Here is a 15,068-nt window from a genome sequence, read left to right as displayed (position 1 = left end):
TACGGTACCGGACCGGACTCCACAACACGTAGTTCATGGCTCGCGCCGGGTCAGTCCGGGAAGGATCACGTTGTCGACGAGGTCGTGCACGGTCTGCGGTGTTGGGGCTCGGCCGGCCAGGACCGTGCGGAAGATCAGATAGCCGGGCAGCACGTCCCAGAGATCCTTGGTGATCGCCGATGGCTCGATCTCACCGCGGGCAACGGCCTGGGCAAATACGTCCTCCATGAGCGCCTGACGCTGGTCGAGGAATTGGTCCTGCATCATCGCGTGGAGCTCTGCGCTGCGGGAGGTCTCCACCAACACGGCTCGGATGGTGCCGGCGTGCGCGGCAACATGTGCGCGGATGGCTTCCCCGAGCTGCAGCAGGTCACCGCGCAGGGAGCCGGTGTCCGGACGGGCGGCGACGTGCCGGGTGCCCTCGGAGAACGCTGCGAGCACCAGCTCGGCCTTGGTCGGCCAGCGTCGGTAGATCGTGGCCTTGCTGGCCCGGGCTGTGGTGGCCACCGCATCGACGGTGAGGCGGTCGTAGCCGTGCTCCTGAAGCAGCTGCAGCGTCACGGCTAACAGCTCAACCTCCCGCGACGACCACGGGCAGTCCGCGTCGGTCTCGGAGCTTCGGTTCACGGGCCCTCCAGGGAAGCAATCGACGGCGTAAGGGTGAGTATCCGGCATGCTCGCCCATGATCGGAGGGAACCTGCTCGGGTGCTATTTCTCTCGGGACGACGTCTCTCAGCTACGCGCCGACACCGTGCGCACCGCGTCCTCAGCTGAGGATGCGGTGCGCCTCCCGCAAGCCACTCCGATAGGCGCCGTGCACGGTGGCGAAGTGCTCCGCGTCGGTTGCCTCGCCCGCGAACAGTATTCGGCCGGTGGCGGGTTCGGCTAACGCCCGCTGGTCCTCCGGGCTCGACCCTACGGCCAGGAAGCTGTACGAGCCGCGCGCGTACGGGTCACTCGCCCACCGCGTCACCATCGCGGCCCGCGGTGCGGGCGCGTCCAGCGCGGCGCGTAGCTCCTCAATGCATGCGTTGTCGGACAACGCTTCCCGCCCGCGCGCCGCGGATCCACCACGCAAGCCGATCAGCACCGGGCCGGCGCCGAAGGTCTCGCCGTTGACCAGTACCGGTACGGGCTGATCGGCGCCGGCAAGCCCGAGTACGTCGGGGGATCGCGGCCAGAACGGATCAGTGAACGCGAGGACGACCTTGTTGAGCACCCCGAACCCCAGCCTGGCGATCGCCGCCCGCTTGGTCGCGGCAAGGGGCGGATCGAACCCGATCGTGCCCGCCTTGAGCACGCCGAGCGGGACGGTCACGATCACCCGGTCGGCGGTCATCACTGCGCGTGTGGTGTCCAGCCGAACGCCGCTGCCGTCGTCGGCGATGTGCGTGACCTCGGTGCCGGTTCGGATGGTGAGCCCGGCGGCCAGCTCCCGGATCAGCTGCTCGTAGCCCAGCGGCAGGATCATGTCCGGGCCGTCGAACTGCCCCTCGGAACCGAACCAGCGCAGCGACAGCTCACCGGGATCGGCGGCATAGTCGGCGGCGATATCGGTGGCGATGTGCCAGGCGATCAGCGGATCCCGCGGGTCGGTCAGCTCAGTCAACGCGCCGCTCAGCGATGCGTCGGGGCGGGCGTCTTCGGTGCGCGCCTCAACCTCGCGCAGCACCTGCTGCCAGTCCCGGGCCGCGGCCTCGCGGCGTGCGGCGCCGACTTCGTGATGGGTGTCGAAGACCACGACGTTGTCCCAGTCGGTTTCGACTGTCGGCGCTTCGGCGGTAGCGGCAAGTCCGACAAGGGGATTGCCCACCGTGCCGTGGATCCAGGCTGCCCCCAGATCTATCGGGACGCCCAGTGAGCTATCGGTCCAAATTCGGCCGCCGATCCGCTCACGAGCCTCGAGCACGGTCACCGCCATGCCGCCGTCGGTCAGCTGCCGTGCGGCGGCGAGTCCGGCGATGCCCGCACCGACCACCACGACGTGTTCGCGGGGACGGGATCCCCTCGCGGCGCAACCGGGAGCGGCCAACGCCGCGGCCAGTACCGCGGCCCCGCGGTTGAATCCGCGGCGGGAGAACATCAGCACGACCCCGAGGCTAGGCGGGGCCAACCCTGTCGCAGGGAGCAATCGCCGTTCGGGGCAGCCTCAGCGGCAGCAGTTGGGGTCCAGAACCGCGCACAACGCGGCGACGGCGTCGAGGTGTGGCCGGTGGTAGACGTTCATGCCACGCCGGTCGGACTCGACCAGGCCGGCCTTACGTAGTTGCGTGAGGTGGTGGCTGGCCGTCGATTCGGTCAGCCCGAGTGCGGCGGCCAGATCTCCACTGTTCTCCTCGCCGGCCGCCGAACTGAACAGGAACGACATGATCTTCACCCGGGCGGGATCGGCGAGTGCCTTCAAGCGCAGCGCGACCTGCAGGGCGTCGGCGTCGCTCATCGGGCCCGCGGCGACGGGGGCGCAACACACCGGCGCAGAGATGTCGACCATCGGCAGCGTCTTCGGCATTCACCCATAGTGCCAGAATCTTGGCATATATCCAAAAGGTCGCCATCATGGGCTCACCACACCAATTCGACATATGTCTCACAAGCCGGGAGGATCATCATGTCTCGAGCCCAACTCGCCCTCAATGTCGACAACCTTGACGAGGCGATCACGTTCTACTCCAAGCTTTTCGGCGCCGAGCCGGCCAAGGTCAAGCCCGGCTACGCCAACTTTGCGATCGCCGAACCGCCGCTCAAACTCGTCCTGCTGGAGAACCCCGGCAAGGGCGGCACCATCAACCATCTCGGTGTCGAAGTGGAGTCCAGCGAGAAGGTGCACGCCGAGATCGCCCGGCTGGCCGGCGAAGGGCTGTTCACCGACGAGGAGATGGGCACTACGTGCTGCTTTGCAACCCAAGACAAGGTGTGGGTGACCGGGCCGGCGGGGGAGAAGTGGGAGGTCTACACCGTGTTGGCCGACTCGGAGACCTTCGGCTCCGGCCCCGCGCACCTGGACCCCGAGGCCGTTGGCGGTCCGTGTTGTGGAACGGCCGGCGAAGCCCCTGAGCAGGGCGCTCCGTCGTGCTGCTGACCGGGCGGTGACTCGACGGGCTGTTCACCGACCGTTCGTTTGTGTTCGAGTTTGATTCTTGTCAATATCGATGTATGTCGAATCAAGAGTCCGCGTGTTGCCAGGTGGCGCCGTTGGTGGCCGAACCGCTGAGCGCGCGGGCCGCGGTGGAGATGGCAGCCAAGTTCAAGGCGTTGTCGGATCCGGTGCGGTTGCGGCTGCTGAGTTCGGTGGCCAGCCACGCCGGAGGCGAGGCGTGCGTGTGTGACATCTCGGCCGGGGTGGACGTATCCCAGCCGACGATCTCCCATCACCTCAAGGTGCTGCGCGACGCGGGCCTGCTGACCTCGCAGCGGCGAGCATCGTGGGTGTACTACGCGATTGTCCCCGAAGCCCTGACGGCCTTGTCCTCGTTGCTGAGTGCGGGCGCCGACGCCGCGGCACCGGCGGGGGTGCCGGCGTGACCGGCCGCACGGCGACCGGTGACGCGGCGGTGGTCGCAAAGCTGTCCACCCTCGACCGGTTCCTGCCGGTGTGGATCGGCATCGCCATGGCCGCCGGACTGCTCCTGGGACGGATGATCCCCGGCCTGGGGCAAGTGCTTTCGGCTGTCGAGATCGATGGCATCTCGCTGCCCATCGCGCTGGGTCTGCTGATCATGATGTACCCCGTACTGGCGAAAGTCCGCTACGACCGCCTCGACTCGGTGACAGCAGATCGTAAGATGCTGATCAGTTCCCTGGTGCTGAACTGGATCATCGGGCCGGCGCTGATGTTCGCCCTGGCCTGGCTGATGTTGCCGGATCTACCCGAATATCGCACCGGCCTGATCATCGTCGGACTCGCTCGCTGCATCGCGATGGTCATCATCTGGAACGACCTGGCCTGCGGCGACCGGGAGGCCGCCGCGGTGCTGGTGGCACTCAACTCGGTGTTCCAGGTCGTGATGTTCGCGGGGCTCGGGTGGTTCTACCTGTCGGTGCTGCCGGGCTGGCTCGGCCTGGCCACGACCACGATCGACACCTCGCCATGGCAGATCGCCAAGTCGGTGCTGATCTTCCTGGGCATCCCACTGCTGGCGGGCTTCCTGACCCGGCGCTACGGCGAAAGGGCCAGGGGCCGTGAGTGGTACGAGTCGACATTCCTGCCCAAGATCGGACCGTGGGCGCTCTACGGGTTGCTCTTCACCATCGTCATCCTGTTCGCGCTGCAGGGCCGGCAAGTCATGGCACATCCGCTGGACGTGGTCCGGATAGCACTGCCGTTGTTGGCCTACTTCGCCATCATGTGGGGCGGTGGATACGCCCTAGGCGCCGCGCTCGGCCTGGGCTACGAACGCACCACCACCCTGGCGTTCACCGCGGCAGGCAACAACTTCGAGCTGGCCATCGCCGTCGCCATCGCCACCTACGGCGCCGCCTCCGGCCAAGCCCTAGCTGGAGTGGTAGGTCCGCTCATCGAGGTGCCGGTCCTGGTCGCCCTGGTCTACGTATCCCTTGCCCTGCGCTCGCGCTTCGCCGCCCACCGGGCTCCGGCCTGACCGTCAACCGAAAGGGATTCCCGCACATGTCTTCTCGGCCCTCCGTACTGTTCGTCTGTGTGCACAATGCCGGCCGATCCCAGATGGCGGCCGGGTTCCTGACCCACCTCGCCGGTGACGCCATCGAGGTTCGCTCGGCCGGCAGCGCTCCCGCTGCGGCCATCAATCCCGCGGCTGTCGCGGCGATGGCCGAGATCGGCATCGACATCTCCGATCAATCACCCAAGATCCTGACCGGCGACGCGCTGGAGTCGTCGGACGTGGTCATCACCATGGGCTGCGGGGACACCTGCCCCGTCTTCCCCGGGGTCAGCTACCGGGATTGGGAGCTACCCGACCCGGCGGGCAAGGACGTCGAGGCGGTCCGCCCGATCCGCGACGAGATCAAGACTCGGGTCCAAGCCCTGATCGCCGAACTCCTGCCCGCCGCCGGCTCGGTTTCTTCGCCGGCCTGACCTAGCTGGACAGCAACCCGGCTCGGGCCGCGTTGAGGGTGACTCGGGCGGACTGAGTGATCAGGGCCTCGTCGATAGGGTCGCCGGTGGTGACCATCCGGTAGAACAGCGGCGCCCGGAACGTGGTCAGCAGTGCGGCGACGTCACAGTTGGCGGGCAGCTCACCGCGGTCGATCGCCTGCGTGACGGTCGGAATAGCGCGCAGCGCCTGCTGGTCGAAGTAGCGTCGGGTCGCTTCGCTGAGCCGAGCCGACTGCAGGCCTGCGGTCAGGACGAACGCCGCGATGTGTCGACCGACGCCGGTATTGAGCACCTCGGCCAGTTCCCGGCCGAGCGCGAGCAGGTCGGTCTCGATGCTGCCCGTGTCGGGAACCGGCAGCGCCTGCAGCGACCACTCGGTGAGCGCGTCGAGCAGCAGGTCGTCGAGGGTAGGCCAGCGGCGGTAGACGGTGGTCTTGTGCACGCCGGCGCGGGTGGCCACCGCCTCGACGCTGAGCGCCGCATACCCGCTGTGGATGAGTTCCTCGAGGGTGGCGGCCAGGATCGCCTCACGGACCCGGGCGCTGCGGCCGCCGGTGCGGACACCCCGATTCATCTGCTGATTCACCGGTTATCGCCTCCTGGTGTTGCGTTAGATGTCGGCGTGTGCCAGGCTCATGTTATCGCAACATACCGTTGCAATAACTGGGAGTCGCCATGCGGATCGTTTTCGACACCGACGAATCGTTCTCCTTCGAGACCTTGCGTGCGATCGGATACGCCACCTACGGCGGGGCCGACATCGGTGAGGTCATCACCACCGCCGAACGCATCACGCCCGGGGATTGGGAGTCCTGGTACCGGGAGTGGCGCGCGCTGGCCGACCGCACCGCCGCCATCGCCGATGCCTGCGCCGCCGGCGGGCACCCGGTCAGCGCCAACAGCGCCTACCTGCGAGCGTCGAACTACTACCGGACCGCCGAGTTCTATCTGCGCGACGATCCGCGCGGCGATCCCCGCGCCGCGGACACCGCTGCCCGCGCGATCGAGACCTTCCGGGCCGCCGCCGACGTCCAGCAATACTGGAGGCGAGTGCAAATCTCCTACGCGGGAATCGAATTGGAGGGCTACTACCTCAACGTCAGCGGGGCCGAATCCGGCCCTACGCTGCTGGCGCACGGTGGATTCGACTCGACGGTGGAAGAGATGTACTTCGCCGTCGGTGAGGCCGCCCGCCGGTACGGCTGGAACTGCTTGATCTTCGAAGGGCCCGGCCAGGGCAGTGCGCTGCGGAAGCACAACCTGCCGTTTCGATACGACTGGGAAGCGGTGATCACCCCGGTCGTGGACTTCGCGAGCGCCCTTCCCGGTGTCGATCCCGCCCGCATCGCGCTACTCGGTATGAGCATGGGAGGCTACCTCGCTCCGCGGGCCGCGGCCTTCGAACCGCGAATCTCGGCGTGCATCGCCTACGACGGCGTCTTCAGCATGGCGGCGGCCATGCCGAAACTCGATACACCCGAACATGATCCGCTGCCGCGCTCGGTGCTCATGGACGCCATGATCGCCGGCCGGGCGCAGGCCCCGACGGGACTGCGGTGGGTCCTGTCCAACGCGCTGTGGGTGTTCGGCGTCAGCACGGGCCAGGAACTGCTGGACGAGGTTGCCAAGTACGACCTCACCGACGTCGCGGCTCGGGTCACCTGTCCGACCCTGGTCTGCGAAGCCGAGGACGACCAGTTCTTCCAGGGCCAGCCGGCGATGCTCTACGACGCGTTGCGCTGCCCGAAGACCATGCTGCGCTTCACCGCCGCCGAAGGCGCCGGCGAACACTGCCACGAGGGCGCGCTGACCCTGTTCCATCAGCGCATGTTCGACTGGCTCGACGACACCCTCAGGGCGTGAAGCACTTGGGGGAGAGGAGAAAACGATGAAGGCGATCCGGCTGCACGAATTCGGTGGCCCCGAGGTCCTGCGCTACGAGACGGTGCCGGTGCCCGAGCTGCGGCCAGGGGAGGTGCTAGTCCGCGTCCACGCCGTGGGAATCAATCCCCCCGACTGGTATCTGCGGGACGGCTACCGGCACTCGGAGTTGCCCGCCGAGCTGAGACCCTCGATCCCCTTGCCGGCCATCCCGGGCTCGGACGTGTCGGGTGTCGTCGAGGCTGTCGGCCCCGACGTACGGGGCTTCGCTCCCGGCGACGAGGTCTTCGGCATGCTCCGCTTTCCCAGCTTCGGCGACAGCGCCGCCTACGCCGAATACGTCGCGGCTCCCGCGCGCGACCTGGCCGTCAAGCCCGCCGGGATCAGTCACGAACACGCCGCAGGGGCCGCGATGTCCGGGCTCACCGCGTGGCAGTTCCTGATCGAACTGGGGCACGGCGAACCGAACCCGCTGCAACCGCAGACGCATCGCCCGGTGCCGCTCGAGGGCGCCACGGTCCTGGTCAACGGCGCCGCGGGCGGGGTGGGGCACCTCGCGGTGCAGTTGGCCGCGTGGCGGGGCGCGCACGTGATCGCGGTGGCGTCGGGCAGGCACGGACGATTCCTGCGTGACCTCGGCGCCGCCGAGGTGCTCGACTACACCAAGGACCGGCCCGAGGAGGTCGCACGCGACGTGGATCTGGTCCTCGACACGCTCGGCGGCTCAGCCACCGGACGTTTCCTGTCCACACTCAAACGCGGCGGCGCCTTGTTCCCGGTCTTTCCCGGCTTCTCAGATGCCGAGGCGGCCGCGCAGCAGGGGATTACGGTCTCGATGACCCAAGTGCGTTCCAATGGAACGCAATTGGCCGAACTTGGCCGCGTGCTCGACGCCGGCACCGTACGCGTGGCGATCGACAGCACCTATCCGCTCGCCGACGCGCGCGCGGCACACGAGCGCGCCGCCCACGGGCACATCCAGGGAAAGATCGTGCTCACCGCGGTGTAGGCGGTCGGCCGCGAGTACGCCGTTACGGCCCAACGAGGTGCGAAAATTGCTGCGCGCTGGGTTATGTTGGATCCTCAGCCGTCGGGGGACGGACTCGCACTGCGTCCGGTATCGAAGTGAGGACTCGGCGTATGAAAACACATCGACTGACCCGCCAGATCGCGCTCGTCGCCGGCGGGCTCGCGATCGTCGGTATGGGCACGTTAACCGCATGCGGCAAGGGCGAGAAGGAGGCGCCGTCGTCGACCACGACGCCGCCAAGTTCGAGTGCGCCCGCAACCACCAGTGAGAGCGCTCCGGCACCGGTGCCCACCGAGAAATCCGGCTCCGAGGGCGGGGGAAACTCCTTCAGCCCGACGGTTAAGGCGCCGCCCGCCCCGACCGCCATTCCCGGCAACAACTAGGCCGCGGAATCCTTTCTAGGACAGCATGATCGACGGGAGCGTACCGGCGGGCGCGCCGGAGGCCAGGCCCGCGAAGTAGGCGCCCGACCACATCCACAGGCCGGCCTGCAACCGCAGTGAGCTGCGGCCGACAGCGGCATCGCCGTCGGCGTAGGCGGTCATGCTGGCCAGCACGGCAGCCTTGGTGACCATCAAGTAGGCCGAGCTCAGGTCGACCAGGGCGGTATACGACACGGGGGAGAACCCGGCTTGGGCCAGCCCCTCCCACACGAACCGACCGGCCCCGGTGGCGCTCTGCAGCACAGTGGTCCACATCGCCATCTCTGCCCAGCCCAGGTTGGTCGGGGCGTCGAGCTTGCCCAGCGCGCCGTCGTAACGGGTGGCGAGCTCCAGCGGGAACGCGGTCGAGTTGCACGCCAGGAACCCCTGGCAGCTCAGCGTGTCCTGCATCGAGGGGACGCCGGCGGGCGGGTGTTCCAGCACGACGTCCAGGTAGCCCCGGTTGTACCCGTACAGCGCCAGCAGCAGCGGCACCGAGGCATGCGCCACCGTCGTCACCAGCCAGGGGTCGGCCTCCGCCGCCGCGGTCAGCCCCGTCGCGAGCGCGTCGAAGAGCCGAATGCCGATCGCCGCCGGGCTCAGATCGAACGCCGGAGGCACGATCTGCGGCAGCGACACGGTCGCGGTGCCGCTGAGATTGTCGCGCAGCCAAATTCCCCCGAAGTACCCCGACGCGGCCAGGTTGCCCAGCAGCGACCGCACCTGCTGCGGCTGAATCTGGTCCTGCGCCAATGCATCGAGACTGGCAACGGCCAGGTCGCCGAAGAAGAACCGCGCACTGTCGGCGGGATCGCCACCGGCGGCCACGTAGTTGCCGGCAAAGCCGTTCATGAAGTCGGGTGACACCGTGAACGACCACCCCTTCACCACCGGCATCGGCGGCAGCGTGACGGTGACCGTGGAGCTGAGACGGGTTGGTGCCGAGACGGTTTCAGCGGACCGGGCGGCCGGGCGCGCGCTGTGCGCCGTCGCCGGCGGTGCCGGGCGGCGGTCCTGGCTGCGCGCGGCGATGGTGCGCACCGCCGGGGTCGCCGCCCGCGCCGGCGATCGATGCGCCTTCCCCGGGGAGGGCCGCGCCGAGCTGGCCGAGGATGCCGGGGAGCCCGTGGCGTCATCGGCCGATGCCACCGCGGATCCGGTCAACAGAGCCGCGCCCACTCCCACCGTCACCGCGATTCCGCCGACATACACCGACGCCCGCATAGAACCTCCCGGGCAATTGCCTCTTCGACTGCTTGCCTGCAGAGGGTATCAGTTCAGCAAATATTGACGGCGCCGTTCGGCGGGTGGCCCGCGGCGCTAGCCGTCCAGCTCGGCGCGGACGTGTGCCACCGTGTCCTCGTCGCACAGCCCCAGGCCATGGGCCAACTCTGCGGCTTGCGCCGCATCGGCCACCAGATGCAGCGGAGTGCCTTCGGCGCGAAGAACCTCAGCGTGCTCGCGGAGCCGGCTGTTGCGGTCCTCGTCGTCGCCGCCCACCTGCCGGATGAGGATCAGCGCGGCGCGACCGGGAAACTCCCGGGCCAGCTCCGCGTAGACCACCGGATCGCGCTGACCGCTGTCGCCGATCAGCACGAAGCGCATCCCCGGATAGGCCTCCAACAGGCGCCGGACGGCCGAGCGCTTGTGCTCGGCCCCGCTGCGGCGCAGATAGCGTTCGGTGGGACCCCAGTCGGTGAGGAACATTGGGCCCGGCGGGAAGTCACGCACCTCGACGAAACGCTCCAGCATGGGATAGAAGGACCAGCTTCCCGTCGAGACGTAGAAGAACGCCGGCTCGGGCCTGCGGTTGCCGCTGCGGGTGGGCACTCCGCGGGCCAGTCCCCGGTAGAACGCGGCCATACCGGGGATGGCGCTGCGCTGGTCGGCCTCGCGCAGCAGCGTCCTGGCCACCATGGTCAACCCCTCGGTCAGCCCGGTGAGCAGGATGGTGTCGTCGATGTCGGAGATCACCAGGAACGGCGCCGCCAGCGACGGTTTGACCACCCAGCCGCCACCGGTGGCCGGCTCATCACCCTCGATCGATGTGGCGATCGCTTCGGCGGGATGCCAGCCGACGCGCAGCTTAGGAACCGGCAGTGCGAAGGTGGCGAATCCGTGGCTGTCGGTGACGTCGGCTGCGCGGTGTCTGCCGATGCGCAACTCCACCTCGCTCCCGACGATCGGCAACGCGGCATGACGGCGGACGTTGCTCTGCGCGACATCCCAGTACGGGATGCGGCTGTCGCCGGGCAGTTCCGGGGCTTCCATCACCCGCACCCGCACCTTGGCCACGTCGTCGGCTACGAAGCCCCGGTAGACGACCACCGAGACACCCCGGAACGCCCCCGATTGCAGCTTGCGGTCGCGGCGGCGTTCGGTGAGCTTGCCCTCCAGCCCGGCGACCGCGGCGGCCGTTTCCGGGCTGCGCAGCTTCGCGTTCAGTTCCGAGGTGATCCGCCGGGGCAGTCGAGGCATGGGGTCTAGAGTACGAACACTTCCTTTGTGGGATCGATGGAACTGCCCGACAGGTCGGCGAGTATGGCGGTGTAGCCGGGCCGGTGCGGATCGCGATCGTAGTAGAGGTATCCGGTGGAGCGTTCATAGACGAATTGGCTGGTGTAGTTGGCGGTTCCGCCGCCGGTGAACCGGGCTCGGTCAACTACGTCGACGGACGAGGACTTCGCCCCGGCCAGCGCGGCCTTGTCGATCACGACGATGTCGTGATCGTGTCCGTCGGCATCGAGCAGCGGCGCGTCTTTCTTGCTGGCGAACGCGCGGTCGAGGATGTAGGTATCGGTGGAATCAGTCCCGTGCAGTGACGACGGCGAACTGGAGTACACCCACGTCCCTCCGGGGATCACGCTGTCGCTGACCCCGTCGGAGGCGCCGAAGACGTAGACATCCAGCGATACCGCCTCGGGAATGTTGGTGAACTGGCCGGCAGCCTCGTCATTGGGATAGGTGAAGAATCCGTAGACCCCGTTCGCGTCGGCGGGAAACCCGTCGAGCACCGCCGCGGTACGCAGCGCGACGGGATAAGGCGTGGACGCCGGGCCGGAGACCGAGTCCTTCCAGAAGGTGAAATTGCCGTCCGTGGAGTATTGAGTTCCGTTGTAGGCGTAGGGATATGTCGTCCCCGACGATCCGTACTGGACGAAATCCTGGAAGGAGGCCGGGACCCATCCGGTGGTGTTCATGTTGATGTTGGCGGGTGGCTCGGTGGACTGTTGTGCCCACACCTTGTCCGGCCCGATGATTCGGCTGACCGTTGTCGGCGGGTAGGGCGACCACGGTGTGGTGCCGCTCCACACCAGATCGGAGTACGGCCCGCCGGCTGCCGTGAGCTGACTGACGACGGTGTCGAAATCGTTGAATCCGTAGGTCTTACCGTCTTGCGCACCGGACCACGTGGCACCGTTGAGGTGGAACCGGAACTGGATCGGCAGCGACCACTCATCGATATACGAAGTATCGATGGTGTATTGGTAGCCGCCGTCGGCCGCGTAGTAGTTGTATTCCAGGAAGCTGTAGTTCTGGAAGGAGTTACCGGCTGTCGGCGCGGTCGGGTCGAACGCGTCCACTCCGCCCGGCGAACTCACCGGCAGGGTGAATCCGGTGGAACCCTGCACGATGTAGATCCGGTTCTCCGGAGAGCCTGCCGGGGCGGTGCCGAGGGCGAGGGTCACATTGGTGGTGTCCCCGGCCTGGACCGCGACCGGCTGGAAGTCGGCCGGGATGCTGTAGTTGCCGGACGTGGTCAGGTTGTACACCCAGATCGTCTGGCCGGAACTGTTGTGGATCGTGATCGATGGAGCGGCCGCGGCAGCCGAACACCCGCTGCTGGACTTGGTGCCGTTGGGGCAAGCCGTTCGGCGCCAGGTCACGCCGGTCAGCGTCGCGTTCTGCAGGTCTGCCCCCGACAGGTTCGCGAAGCTCAGCACTGCGTCGGTGAGATTTGCCGCCGACAGATCGGCACCTGTCAGGTCGGCTCGGGTGAAGTTCACGTTCGTCAGATCCGCACCCGACAGATCGGCGCCGGCCAGGCTCGCCCCGAAGCAACTCTTGCCGGCGACGCACTCCACCCCCGGTGTGAGGGAGGGAAAGAAGGTGCGCCGCACCAACAGCAGCCCGCCTTCGAGGAAGTCGGTGACCGGACTGGCTGGCAGTCGCGACAGGAAGTTGGCGACGGAGTTGAAGGCGCGTCCCAGCACTGCGGCGACGACGCGCTCGCCCGGGAATGTCGCTAGGGACCAACAACTTCCACACGTCGCGACGCTATTCGATGGGGTCGTCGGAGCGCCGACGGGGGGTGGGACCGGGGTCGGCTGGGATGCCTCGGCCGGTGCGAGCGGCGCGGGTCTGGTCCGAGGCGCCGCCGCCGCTACCGGCCTGGGCGTGGCACGCGTGGGCACCGCGGCGGCCGGGGAGCGCTGCGCATCGGAGCGTGCCGCGGACCGGGCCGAGGTAGAGGCCGGTCGGGTGTTTCGCGCCGAGTGCGCGACGGAAGCCCCGGAGTGTGAGGGCCCGACCGCGGACGAAGTCGATCCGCCACCAGGGGCGTCGGCGGCCGCGACCCCAGCGGCGTGCGGTGCCGTCAACGACAGCCCGGCCGCGAACACCGCGGCACCCACACGCGCGCCAGTCCTGACCAACGTCATCAGCTACCCCCGAGCCATACGGTTCTTTGCTGAAGGACTCTAGCCGGGGTCGCCCCGGCATCCACTGATCGGGGGACAACGGGTTTCATCCCCGCCATCCCCCAGCCGCCCGATACCGCCGAGGCCTGCGGTCGAGCAGAGTCGGTCAGGACAACGGTCGAACCACGGACGAGGGAGTGCAGTCATGGCGACAAAGGGTTGGATCGCCCGGTTCCTGGAGCACGCCGGCAGCCTGAGCGGGGCGACGCCGCTGGCACCGATCGATGCCGCCTACGGCACTGCCTGGTGGGGTCCGGCCGGGGACGAGGGATTCGCCAGGAGCGCCGGGCGTCTGCCGCTGGTGGCCGCCGCTCACCTTCCGGTGTTCTGAGCCGCCCGGGATGAGAAACTCGGTCATGGACCCGCTCGTCTCGAATGTCTCGGACACCGCCCGCTGGGTGGCGGCCTATCGAGCCGGGGAGTCGGCCCGCCCCGATGCGCTGTTCCATGACCCGCTCGCCGACCGCCTGGCCGGCCAGCGAGGCCGCGCCATCGCCGCCGCCGCGCCGCGCCGCGTCCGCGACGGGTGGTGGCTGGTGGCCCGCACCAAGGTCATCGACGACCTGATCGCACATGCGGTCGCCGAGGGGTGCGACCGCGTACTCAACCTGGCCGCCGGGCTGGACACCCGGCCCTACCGGCTCGACCTGCCGCCAGAGCTGAGCTGGGTGGAGGCGGATCTACCGGAGCTGATCGCGGAGAAGGACCACGTACTGGCCGAGCAGACTCCGCGCTGTCGGCTGACGCGGCACGCCGTCGACCTGGCCGACCCGCGTGCCCGCGACAGCTTCCTCGACGACGCCCTGGCCGGGGCCGCCAAGGCGTTCGTTTTGACCGAGGGGCTGCTGATGTACTTGGCGGACAGCGACGTCGCGGGACTGTCTGGTGCTATACAGCGCCCCGAAATTATCTGGTGGACTTTCGATTTCGCTTCGCCGGGGCTGCGGGCGACGATGAACACCAAGACTGCCGGCCTGTTGCGGAACGCGCCGTTCATATTCGCACCGGCCAATGGGGTGGCGTTCTTCGAGGAGCTCGGCTGGTCTACGGTCGTGGTGGAGTCGGTGCTGACGGCGGCCCACCGGTTTCACCGGCTTCCGCCGCTGCTGCGGCTGATGGCGCGACTGCCCCAGCCTGATCCGCGCCGGCCGGGTAACCGGCCGTGGAGCGCGGTGGCCTGCGTGACCCCAGCCGCCGGTTCACGCCAGTAGCGGGTTGATCGCCGCGCGGGGCACCAACACCTGAGTCGCACCGGCCGCCTCGGGCAGCAACTCGCCCTGGCTGAAGAAGAAGATCACGCCGTCGTTGGTGATGGCGAAGTCCTGGTAGTTCGCCGGGTCCAGGCCGGCGCTCGGATCGATCGTCACGTCCTGGCCGGTCTGCTTCTGCAGCTGCGAGAGTACGAGGGGGAAGACCACCTTCAGCGGATCGGCGCCCGGCTGCCACAGGGTTTCGTAGGTGATCGGCCTGCGATAGGCCTGGTCCCAGTTGAACGCCTTGTACAGGGTTGTCGGGTGCGCCCCGCCGACGTTCTCGTAGGTCTGCAGAACCACGGACTGGGTGCCCCGCGGCGGGATCGCCGAGCTGTAGGTGGTCGCGGTGGTGTCCAGCTCGTAGGGCATGTCCCGCTGTGCCGAGCCCTTGGCCACATTGAGGAACCCATCGCGGCTCTGGCTCACGTAGTCGGCCACCGACTTCAGGTCGGGGTAATCGCTGGGGAAGCTGATGCTGACCTGGTAGGCCGGGTCGGACAGCTGGATCTGGCAGACCTGGCCGGTGTCGACCCCCTTGAGGTCGGCGCAGTAGTTCCTAGGGGCCGCCGCCGCGATCCCGGGAGAGCTCGCGACGGTCACCGCCGTGACCAGCGTCGCCATCGTCAGCATCCGCATAACCGCAGCTCCTTCGTTCACCGGGACGGCCCGAACACACACCCGCCGATGACAAACTGTAGGACACGCCG

At 68.2% G+C, this 15,068-nt stretch carries 16 protein-coding genes and 1 pseudogene; 9 read left to right on the top strand and 8 right to left on the bottom strand.

The genetic code is table 11. From position 1 onward, the window contains the following. Positions 1-33 precede the first annotated feature (33 nt). From ADBZ9K_RS05175 to ADBZ9K_RS05165, 3 genes are all read right to left on the bottom strand, one after another. Positions 34-675 (bottom strand): TetR/AcrR family transcriptional regulator, encoded by a 642-nt coding sequence (locus ADBZ9K_RS05175; protein WP_526618945.1) that lies wholly within the window; start codon positions 673-675, stop codon positions 34-36. 92 nt (positions 676-767) lie between these two features. Beyond that, positions 768-2,084, bottom strand: coding sequence for a flavin monoamine oxidase family protein (locus ADBZ9K_RS05170; protein WP_526620745.1), 1,317 nt, complete (start codon positions 2,082-2,084; stop codon positions 768-770). Between the two features lie 66 nt (positions 2,085-2,150). Continuing rightward, entirely contained in the window at positions 2,151-2,510 is a 360-nt protein-coding gene (locus ADBZ9K_RS05165; protein ID WP_526618944.1) for an Rv2640c family ArsR-like transcriptional regulator, read from the bottom strand. Between the two features lie 99 nt (positions 2,511-2,609). Here ADBZ9K_RS05165 and ADBZ9K_RS05160 point away from each other — a divergent pair, with 99 nt between their 5' ends. From ADBZ9K_RS05160 to arsB, 3 genes and pseudogenes are all read left to right on the top strand, one after another. Further along, positions 2,610-3,080 (top strand): ArsI/CadI family heavy metal resistance metalloenzyme, encoded by a 471-nt coding sequence (locus ADBZ9K_RS05160; protein WP_526618943.1) that lies wholly within the window; start codon positions 2,610-2,612, stop codon positions 3,078-3,080. A 74-nt stretch (positions 3,081-3,154) separates the two neighbouring features. Next, positions 3,155-3,523, top strand: a complete 369-nt coding sequence (locus ADBZ9K_RS05155; protein ID WP_526618941.1) for an ArsR/SmtB family transcription factor — start codon at positions 3,155-3,157, stop codon at positions 3,521-3,523. Then, positions 3,520-5,054: pseudogene (gene arsB, locus ADBZ9K_RS05150) on the top strand (ACR3 family arsenite efflux transporter). The gene ADBZ9K_RS05155 and the pseudogene arsB overlap by 4 nt, the downstream one beginning before the upstream one ends. A 1-nt stretch (position 5,055) precedes the next feature. Here the strand turns inward: arsB and ADBZ9K_RS05145 are convergent. Then, positions 5,056-5,649 carry a TetR/AcrR family transcriptional regulator gene (locus ADBZ9K_RS05145; RefSeq protein ID WP_526620744.1) on the bottom strand — a complete coding sequence of 198 codons (594 nt, stop codon included), beginning with the start codon at positions 5,647-5,649 and terminating at the stop codon, positions 5,056-5,058. A 101-nt stretch (positions 5,650-5,750) separates the two neighbouring features. On the opposite strand from ADBZ9K_RS05145, the gene ADBZ9K_RS05140 reads away from it, so the two are divergent. From ADBZ9K_RS05140 to ADBZ9K_RS05130, 3 genes are all read left to right on the top strand, one after another. Further along, complete coding sequence (locus tag ADBZ9K_RS05140; RefSeq protein ID WP_526618940.1) at positions 5,751-6,938, top strand: alpha/beta hydrolase family protein; 1,188 nt, start codon at positions 5,751-5,753, stop codon at positions 6,936-6,938. 25 nt (positions 6,939-6,963) lie between these two features. After that, complete coding sequence (locus ADBZ9K_RS05135) at positions 6,964-7,965, top strand: NADP-dependent oxidoreductase (protein ID WP_526618939.1); 1,002 nt, start codon at positions 6,964-6,966, stop codon at positions 7,963-7,965. 131 nt (positions 7,966-8,096) lie between these two features. Beyond that, complete coding sequence (locus tag ADBZ9K_RS05130) at positions 8,097-8,369, top strand: hypothetical protein (protein ID WP_526618938.1); 273 nt, start codon at positions 8,097-8,099, stop codon at positions 8,367-8,369. 15 nt (positions 8,370-8,384) lie between these two features. Here ADBZ9K_RS05130 and ADBZ9K_RS05125 read toward each other — a convergent pair whose 3' ends face one another. Further along, positions 8,385-9,305 (bottom strand): hypothetical protein, encoded by a 921-nt coding sequence (locus ADBZ9K_RS05125; protein ID WP_526618937.1) that lies wholly within the window; start codon positions 9,303-9,305, stop codon positions 8,385-8,387. On the opposite strand from ADBZ9K_RS05125, the gene ADBZ9K_RS05120 reads away from it, so the two are divergent. After that, entirely contained in the window at positions 9,277-9,699 is a 423-nt protein-coding gene (locus tag ADBZ9K_RS05120; RefSeq protein WP_526618935.1) for a hypothetical protein, read from the top strand. The genes ADBZ9K_RS05125 and ADBZ9K_RS05120 overlap by 29 nt on opposite strands. Positions 9,700-9,728: 29 nt before the next feature. Here ADBZ9K_RS05120 and ADBZ9K_RS05115 read toward each other — a convergent pair whose 3' ends face one another. Beyond that, entirely contained in the window at positions 9,729-10,886 is a 1,158-nt protein-coding gene (locus ADBZ9K_RS05115) for a phosphatase domain-containing protein (RefSeq protein WP_526618934.1), read from the bottom strand. Positions 10,887-10,891: 5 nt separating this feature from the next. Further along, the gene (locus ADBZ9K_RS05110) at positions 10,892-12,622 is read right to left on the bottom strand and encodes a pentapeptide repeat-containing protein (protein ID WP_526618933.1); all 1,731 of its coding nucleotides are present in this window, start codon (positions 12,620-12,622) and stop codon (positions 10,892-10,894) included. A gap of 631 nt (positions 12,623-13,253) precedes the next feature. On the opposite strand from ADBZ9K_RS05110, the gene ADBZ9K_RS05105 reads away from it, so the two are divergent. Further along, positions 13,254-13,439: a hypothetical protein gene (locus tag ADBZ9K_RS05105; RefSeq protein ID WP_526618931.1), complete on the top strand. Its 186-nt coding sequence runs from the start codon at positions 13,254-13,256 to the stop codon at positions 13,437-13,439. A 25-nt stretch (positions 13,440-13,464) separates the two neighbouring features. Further along, positions 13,465-14,319: a class I SAM-dependent methyltransferase gene (locus ADBZ9K_RS05100; RefSeq protein ID WP_526618930.1), complete on the top strand. Its 855-nt coding sequence runs from the start codon at positions 13,465-13,467 to the stop codon at positions 14,317-14,319. On the opposite strand, the gene ADBZ9K_RS05095 is transcribed toward ADBZ9K_RS05100, so the two are convergent. Next, positions 14,308-14,997, bottom strand: a complete 690-nt coding sequence (locus ADBZ9K_RS05095) for an esterase (RefSeq protein WP_526618929.1) — start codon at positions 14,995-14,997, stop codon at positions 14,308-14,310. The two genes, ADBZ9K_RS05100 and ADBZ9K_RS05095, sit on opposite strands and share 12 nt — an antisense overlap. Between the last annotated feature and the right edge of the window lie 71 nt (positions 14,998-15,068).

Source organism: Mycobacterium sp., from assembly GCF_965229265.1.
Lineage (GTDB): Bacteria > Actinomycetota > Actinomycetes > Mycobacteriales > Mycobacteriaceae > Mycobacterium.
This window is presented reverse-complemented; position numbering and strand designations above follow the sequence as displayed.

Excerpts from the sequence above, each read along its gene's own strand:
- ADBZ9K_RS05175 (WP_526618945.1), bottom strand. The coding sequence starts at position 675 with ATGCCGGATACTCACCCTTACGCCGTCGATTGCTTCCCTGGAGGGCCC.
- ADBZ9K_RS05170 (WP_526620745.1), bottom strand. The coding sequence starts at position 2,084 with ATGTTCTCCCGCCGCGGATTCAACCGCGGGGCCGCGGTACTGGCCGCG.
- ADBZ9K_RS05165 (WP_526618944.1), bottom strand. The coding sequence starts at position 2,510 with ATGCCGAAGACGCTGCCGATGGTCGACATCTCTGCGCCGGTGTGTTGC.
- ADBZ9K_RS05160 (WP_526618943.1), top strand. The coding sequence starts at position 2,610 with ATGTCTCGAGCCCAACTCGCCCTCAATGTCGACAACCTTGACGAGGCG.
- ADBZ9K_RS05155 (WP_526618941.1), top strand. The coding sequence starts at position 3,155 with ATGTCGAATCAAGAGTCCGCGTGTTGCCAGGTGGCGCCGTTGGTGGCC.
- ADBZ9K_RS05145 (WP_526620744.1), bottom strand. The coding sequence starts at position 5,649 with ATGAATCGGGGTGTCCGCACCGGCGGCCGCAGCGCCCGGGTCCGTGAG.
- ADBZ9K_RS05140 (WP_526618940.1), top strand. The coding sequence starts at position 5,751 with ATGCGGATCGTTTTCGACACCGACGAATCGTTCTCCTTCGAGACCTTG.
- ADBZ9K_RS05135 (WP_526618939.1), top strand. The coding sequence starts at position 6,964 with ATGAAGGCGATCCGGCTGCACGAATTCGGTGGCCCCGAGGTCCTGCGC.
- ADBZ9K_RS05130 (WP_526618938.1), top strand. The coding sequence starts at position 8,097 with ATGAAAACACATCGACTGACCCGCCAGATCGCGCTCGTCGCCGGCGGG.
- ADBZ9K_RS05125 (WP_526618937.1), bottom strand. The coding sequence starts at position 9,305 with ATGCCGGTGGTGAAGGGGTGGTCGTTCACGGTGTCACCCGACTTCATG.
- ADBZ9K_RS05115 (WP_526618934.1), bottom strand. The coding sequence starts at position 10,886 with ATGCCTCGACTGCCCCGGCGGATCACCTCGGAACTGAACGCGAAGCTG.
- ADBZ9K_RS05105 (WP_526618931.1), top strand. The coding sequence starts at position 13,254 with ATGGCGACAAAGGGTTGGATCGCCCGGTTCCTGGAGCACGCCGGCAGC.
- ADBZ9K_RS05100 (WP_526618930.1), top strand. The coding sequence starts at position 13,465 with ATGGACCCGCTCGTCTCGAATGTCTCGGACACCGCCCGCTGGGTGGCG.
- ADBZ9K_RS05095 (WP_526618929.1), bottom strand. The coding sequence starts at position 14,997 with ATGCGGATGCTGACGATGGCGACGCTGGTCACGGCGGTGACCGTCGCG.